The sequence below is a fragment of the Streptomyces alkaliterrae genome, from assembly GCF_007097205.2.
In the GTDB taxonomy this organism is placed as follows: Bacteria; Actinomycetota; Actinomycetes; order Streptomycetales; family Streptomycetaceae; genus Streptomyces; species Streptomyces alkaliterrae.
In genome coordinates, this window is record NZ_VJYK02000370.1 from 1 (window position 1) to 4,895 (window position 4,895).

The window sequence follows — 4,895 nt, forward strand, 5'->3', positions numbered from 1 at the left end:
GTTCCACTGCCTGCGGTAGACCCGGGGGCTTCCGTCGGAAGGGGAGTCCCGACGGAAGCCCCCGGGTCTACCGCAGGCAGTGGAACAGCGTGATCCACTGGTCCGGGTGGACGTGTCCGACCAGTGTGTTGGGGTTGACGCCGGCTCGGTGGAGGGCCGCGTCGACGCCTGAGTGGCGGGTTTTCAGGGAGGCGCGGAGGGAGCCGCCGACGCCGGTGAAGCCGAGGTCGACCAGTTCCTGCCAGCCGGTCGTGTCGGACAGGAGGGGAGTGTCCCTTCGTTCGAGTCGGAGGATCGAGGAGTCGACCGACGGGACCGGGCGGAAGTTCTCCCGGCCGATCGTGGCACCGAGATGCCAGGTGAACCACGGCCAGGTCTCCACCGTCACCTTGCTCCAGCGGCCGTAGTCGCCGGTCCGCTTGCGCGCGTACTCGCGTTGGGTGAGGAGGGTCGCGGAGGTGAGGGTGGGTGCGCGCAGGCACCAGTCCACGATGCGTGAGGTGATCGAGTACGGGATGTTGCCGACGACGGCGAACGGCTCGCGCGGCGGCCTCGCCTTCGTGAAGTCGCCGCGTACGACGTCGAAGCCGCCGGCCTTGAGCTTCAGGGCCAGGAGCGGGTCGATCTCGTACGCGGTGACGTGGGACGCCTGCCGGACCAGGGCGCGTGTGAGCGCGCCCTCGCCGGCTCCCGGTTCCAGCACCAGGCCCGAGGGCCTTGCGGTGCGGACGACGAGGTCGACGGCACGGGTGTCTACCAGGAAGTTCTGCGACAGCTCGCGTCGCGCGCGGTCGCGGGACGTGCGGCCACCGCCGCCGGACCTGCCGGCCTTGGTCTTCTGGGTGTGTGAGTAGTCGCGGTGTGCGAAGTTCTGCGCCACAGTGGCAGCCCTTTCGGGTCTTCGAGATGTGTGAAGGGATCTCGAAGGGCCCTGGGCGCGCCTGCGGACGCGACTGTGGAAGGTGCGTCCGCTAGCGGGCCAGAGCCCGGCGGTGACGCAGCCTGATGTAGAAAGCGCATGCTGACATGCCGTGAAGGCTATGGAGGGCGGCGTTCGCGCGGCAAATGGTTTTCGGGGGCGCGGAGAAAGGTCAGGGGGTTTCGGCCAGTCGGTCGAGGCGGGCGCGGTGGGGTGGTGTCAGCTTGATGTCCGCCGCCGCGATGTTCTGTTCCAGATGCGAGAGCCGGGCGGTGCCCGGGATGGGGCAGATCACCGGGGAGCGGGCGAGCAGCCAGGCGAGCGCGATCTGGGTGGGGGTGGCGTCGAGGTCGGCGGCCACGGCGTTGATCTCGGCGTTCGCCCCGGCTTCGCCCCAGGCGACCGGGCGCCACGGCAGGAAGGCGATGCCGGCCGCCTCGCACGCTGCGAGCACCGGTTCGTGCTCGCGGTCGAGCAGGCTGTAGCGGTTCTGGACGCTGGCGATCTCGACGATCTCCCGTGCCTGGTCCAGTTCGGCGACGGTGACCTCGGAGAGGCCGATCCGGCCGATCTTGCCCTCGTCGCGCAGCTCCCGCAGCGTGCCGACCTGGTCGGCCAGTGGGGTCCCGGGGTCGATGCGGTGCAGCTGGAGCAGTTCGAGTCGTTCGACGCGCAGCCGCCGCAGCGCGTGGTCGACCTGGTCGCGCAGGACGTCCGGGCGCCCGTCGAGTCGCCACTCGTCCGACGGGCCGGAGCGCGCGACACCGACCTTGGTGGTGATCAGCAGGTCGGCCGGATAGGGGTGCAGGGCCTCTGCGAGGAGTTCTTCGTTGGCCCCGCCGCCGTACAGGTGGGCGGTGTCGATCAGGGTGACGCCGAGTTCCACGGCCCGTCGGGCGACCGTGACGGCGGTGGCGCGGGCGGACGCGGGCTCCGTCGGCAGGCGCATGGCCCCGAACCCGAGCCGACGCACTTCCAGGTCTCCACCGATCCGGAAACCGGCTGCTGTCACGTGCTGCCCCTTCGGTTCAACTCCCCAGCTTAGCAAGGGAGTCAGACGGTGGAGCAGGTGAAGATCCGCTCGGGACGGGTCGGGCGATGAGTTCTGCGCGGGCGGACCGTCTGTCCTGGATGACGGATGAGAACCGATCCAGGAGGACCGCCATGCTCAGGGACACACGCGTGCTCGAGGTGCCCGACGGGCGTCTGCACTACGAGGTGCGGGGCGGCGCCGGGTCGCTGGTCGTGCTCGTCGGCGCGCCGATGGACGCCGACGCGTTCGGCCCGCTCGCCGACGTGCTCGCTGCCGACCGCACGGTGCTGACCACCGATCCGCGCGGCATCCACCGCAGCGAGATCCACGACCCTGAGCAGGACTCGACTCCGGAGCTGCGCGCCGACGATCTGTTCCGGTTGATCACCCACCTCGACGCGGGTCCGGCCGTCGTCGTGGGCTCCAGCGGCGGCGCGGTGAGCGCGCTGGCGCTCGCGCAGCGGCACCCGGAGGTGCTGCGCGCGGTCGTCGCGCACGAGCCTCCGCTGAGCGAGCTGCTGGACGACCGCGACGAGCTGCGCGCCGGAACGGAACGCCTCGTCGCGGACTATCTCGGCGGCGACGTGGTCGGGGCGTGGAAGCGGTTCTTCGCGCAGGCGGGGATCGGGATCCCCGAGCCGGTCGTGGAGCAGATGTTCGGCGGGGAGCGGGACGCGCGGCAGGTCGCGGACGAGCGCCGCTGGTTCGCCCACGAGATGCGGCCCTCCACCTTCTGGGCGCCGGACGCCGCCGCGCTGCGTTCCGCGCCCTGCCGGGTGGTGGTCGGCATCGGCGAGGACTCCGCGGGTCAGCTCTGCGACCGCGCCGCCCGCGCGCTGGCCCGAGACCTCGGCACCGAGCCGGTGATCTTCCCAGGCGACCACACCGGCTTCGTCGACGCGCCGCAGGCGTTCGCCGAGCGCCTGCGTGCCGTGCTGGGGGCCGTGCCGGGAGCCGGCTGAGTGCGCCACGCCCGCGCCCCCGGGTCACGCACGGACAGGGGGATGAATCGTAGGATCGGGAGCTAATCGGATATCTCGTCGCCTTATGGGAAGGGTAGCCGCCAGGCGTCCCTGTCTCCGCGTAGCAGCAGAGAGGAGTCCCCGGCTCGTGACCGCTCCCCCTCGGCAGCCCGGCCGTACGGCACCGCGACCTGGCGCACCCGCACCCGAACTCCCCACCCACCGGAACCCGGAGGCCGCCCCCCTGCTGCGGCTCTACCGGCGCGTCGTGCCGCTCAGGGCCAGACGGGCGGTGGCCGGGAAGCTGTCGCTGGGGGCTCGGGCCACGCTCAAGCGGTCGCTCGCGACCTCGCAGCTGTTCGCCGAACGCGCCGCCGTCCTGCGCGCCGAACGCGCCCGGCGCCGCGCGCCCGACCTGTTCTCGGGCGACGAGCGGCGCCTGGTACTCGTCCGGCAGCGGCCGAGGGCGGCGAGGATCCGCGACTACCCGCGCCCGCTGCAGGCCCACACCGAGGCGCTGCGCCTGGTGTGCGACACCCTCGCCGCGGCCGGGGTGGACCACTTCTGCGTCCGGACCGTCGAGGGCGCCAGCACGGCGGTGGGCGTGCCGCGGGCGGAACGCCGACGCGCGCTGCGCGCACTCACCCGAATGTGTGAGGAGACCGCGGGCTACCTGGTGCTGCCGCGTCGCCGGCGCGGCGGGCGCCGGGGCCGACGCGTCGTCCCGTACGGCTCGCCGGCCGCCCGGCGCTGGCTCAACCGGGCCTCGGAGATCCGGTTCGGCTGGTACTACACCGACCGGTCCGCGGCGGCGGCGACCGGCGAACGGTACGGCTGCACCGTGGAGTTCTGGACTAAGGACGACGAGACCGGCGAGCTCGTCGCGCCGCGCCGCAACCGCTGCACGGAGACCGTACCCGCCGACGCGCCGCGGATCGAGGTGCCGCAGAACCGCTTCTCCCGGCTGCTGCCGGCCGACGCGCCGCCCCTCGCCCCCGTGCGCACCGTCGCGCCGTTCGCCCACCCGCTGGCCGACGACGTCTCCTTCCCCGTCGACGCCGTCTACACCTGGGTGAACGGGGCCGACCCCGCCTGGCTGCGCAAACGCGCCGAGTACGCCGGGGAGGCCTACCACGAGGAGGCCGCCAACGCAGCCCGCTACCTCAGCCGCGACGAACTCCGCTACTCGTTGCGCTCCCTGCACCAGTACGCGCCCTGGATCCGCCACGTCTACCTGGTGACCGACGACCAGACGCCCGAGTGGCTGGACGACTCCCACCCCGGCATCACCGTCGTCGGCCACCGCGACATCTTCACCGACCGCTCGCTGCTTCCGACGTTCAACTCCCACGCCATCGAAAGCCAGTTGCACCACATCGACGGCCTCGCCGAGCACTTCCTCTACCTCAACGACGACGTCTTCTTCGGCCGCCTCACCACCCCGCAGGACTTCTTCCTGCCCAACGGGCTCACCCGCTTCTTCCTCTCCCGGGCCCAGATCCCCTTCGACGACCCGTCCCCGGAGGACGTGCCGATCGCGGCGGCGGGCAAGAACAACAGGGCCGTGCTGGAGGAGCGCTTCGGCGTGGTCATCACCCAGAAGATGAAGCACGTGCCGCACGCGCTGCGGCGCAGCGTGCTGGAGGAGATCGAGAAGGAGTTCGCCGACCGGCACCGGACGACGGCCGGCAACCGCTTCCGCGCCCTGAACGACCTCTCGGTCACGTCCTCACTGCACCACTACTACGCGTTCCTCACCGGCCGCGCGGTGCCCGGCAGACTGCACTACGACTACTTCGACATGGCGCACCCCTACACCCCCGCCCGCCTCGGGCGGCTGCTGGCCACGCAGAGCCGGACCGTGTTCTGCCTCAACGACACCGTCTCCGACGAAACGGATCTCGCCTCCCAACTCGCCGTCATGCGCCCGTTCCTGCAGTCCTACTTCCCCTTCCCCAGCCCCTACGAGCGGCAGGACGAC

The 4,895-nt window shown here is 71.7% G+C and carries 4 protein-coding genes; 2 read left to right on the forward strand and 2 right to left on the reverse strand.

The annotated features are described in order from the left end of the window. Positions 1 to 67 precede the first annotated feature (67 nt). Both erm and FNX44_RS23900 read right to left on the reverse strand, forming a co-directional pair. On the reverse strand, positions 68 to 775 hold the full coding sequence (gene erm / locus FNX44_RS23895) for a 23S ribosomal RNA methyltransferase Erm (protein WP_153507674.1): 708 nt from the start codon (positions 773 to 775) through the stop codon (positions 68 to 70). 316 nt (positions 776 to 1,091) lie between these two features. Further along, positions 1,092 to 1,931 (reverse strand): aldo/keto reductase, encoded by an 840-nt coding sequence (locus tag FNX44_RS23900; protein ID WP_143650976.1) that lies wholly within the window; start codon positions 1,929 to 1,931, stop codon positions 1,092 to 1,094. A 152-nt stretch (positions 1,932 to 2,083) separates the two neighbouring features. On the opposite strand from FNX44_RS23900, the gene FNX44_RS23905 reads away from it, so the two are divergent. Next, on the forward strand, positions 2,084 to 2,914 hold the full coding sequence (locus tag FNX44_RS23905) for an alpha/beta fold hydrolase (protein ID WP_143650977.1): 831 nt from the start codon (positions 2,084 to 2,086) through the stop codon (positions 2,912 to 2,914). A gap of 247 nt (positions 2,915 to 3,161) precedes the next feature. Further along, on the forward strand, positions 3,162 to 4,895 hold a 1,734-nt coding region (locus tag FNX44_RS23910), incomplete at its 3' end, for a stealth family protein (protein WP_228450161.1).

Coding starts and splice junctions, on each gene's coding strand:
- FNX44_RS23905 (WP_143650977.1), top strand. CDS start 2,084: ATGCTCAGGGACACACGCGTGCTCGAGGTGCCCGACGGGCGTCTGCAC.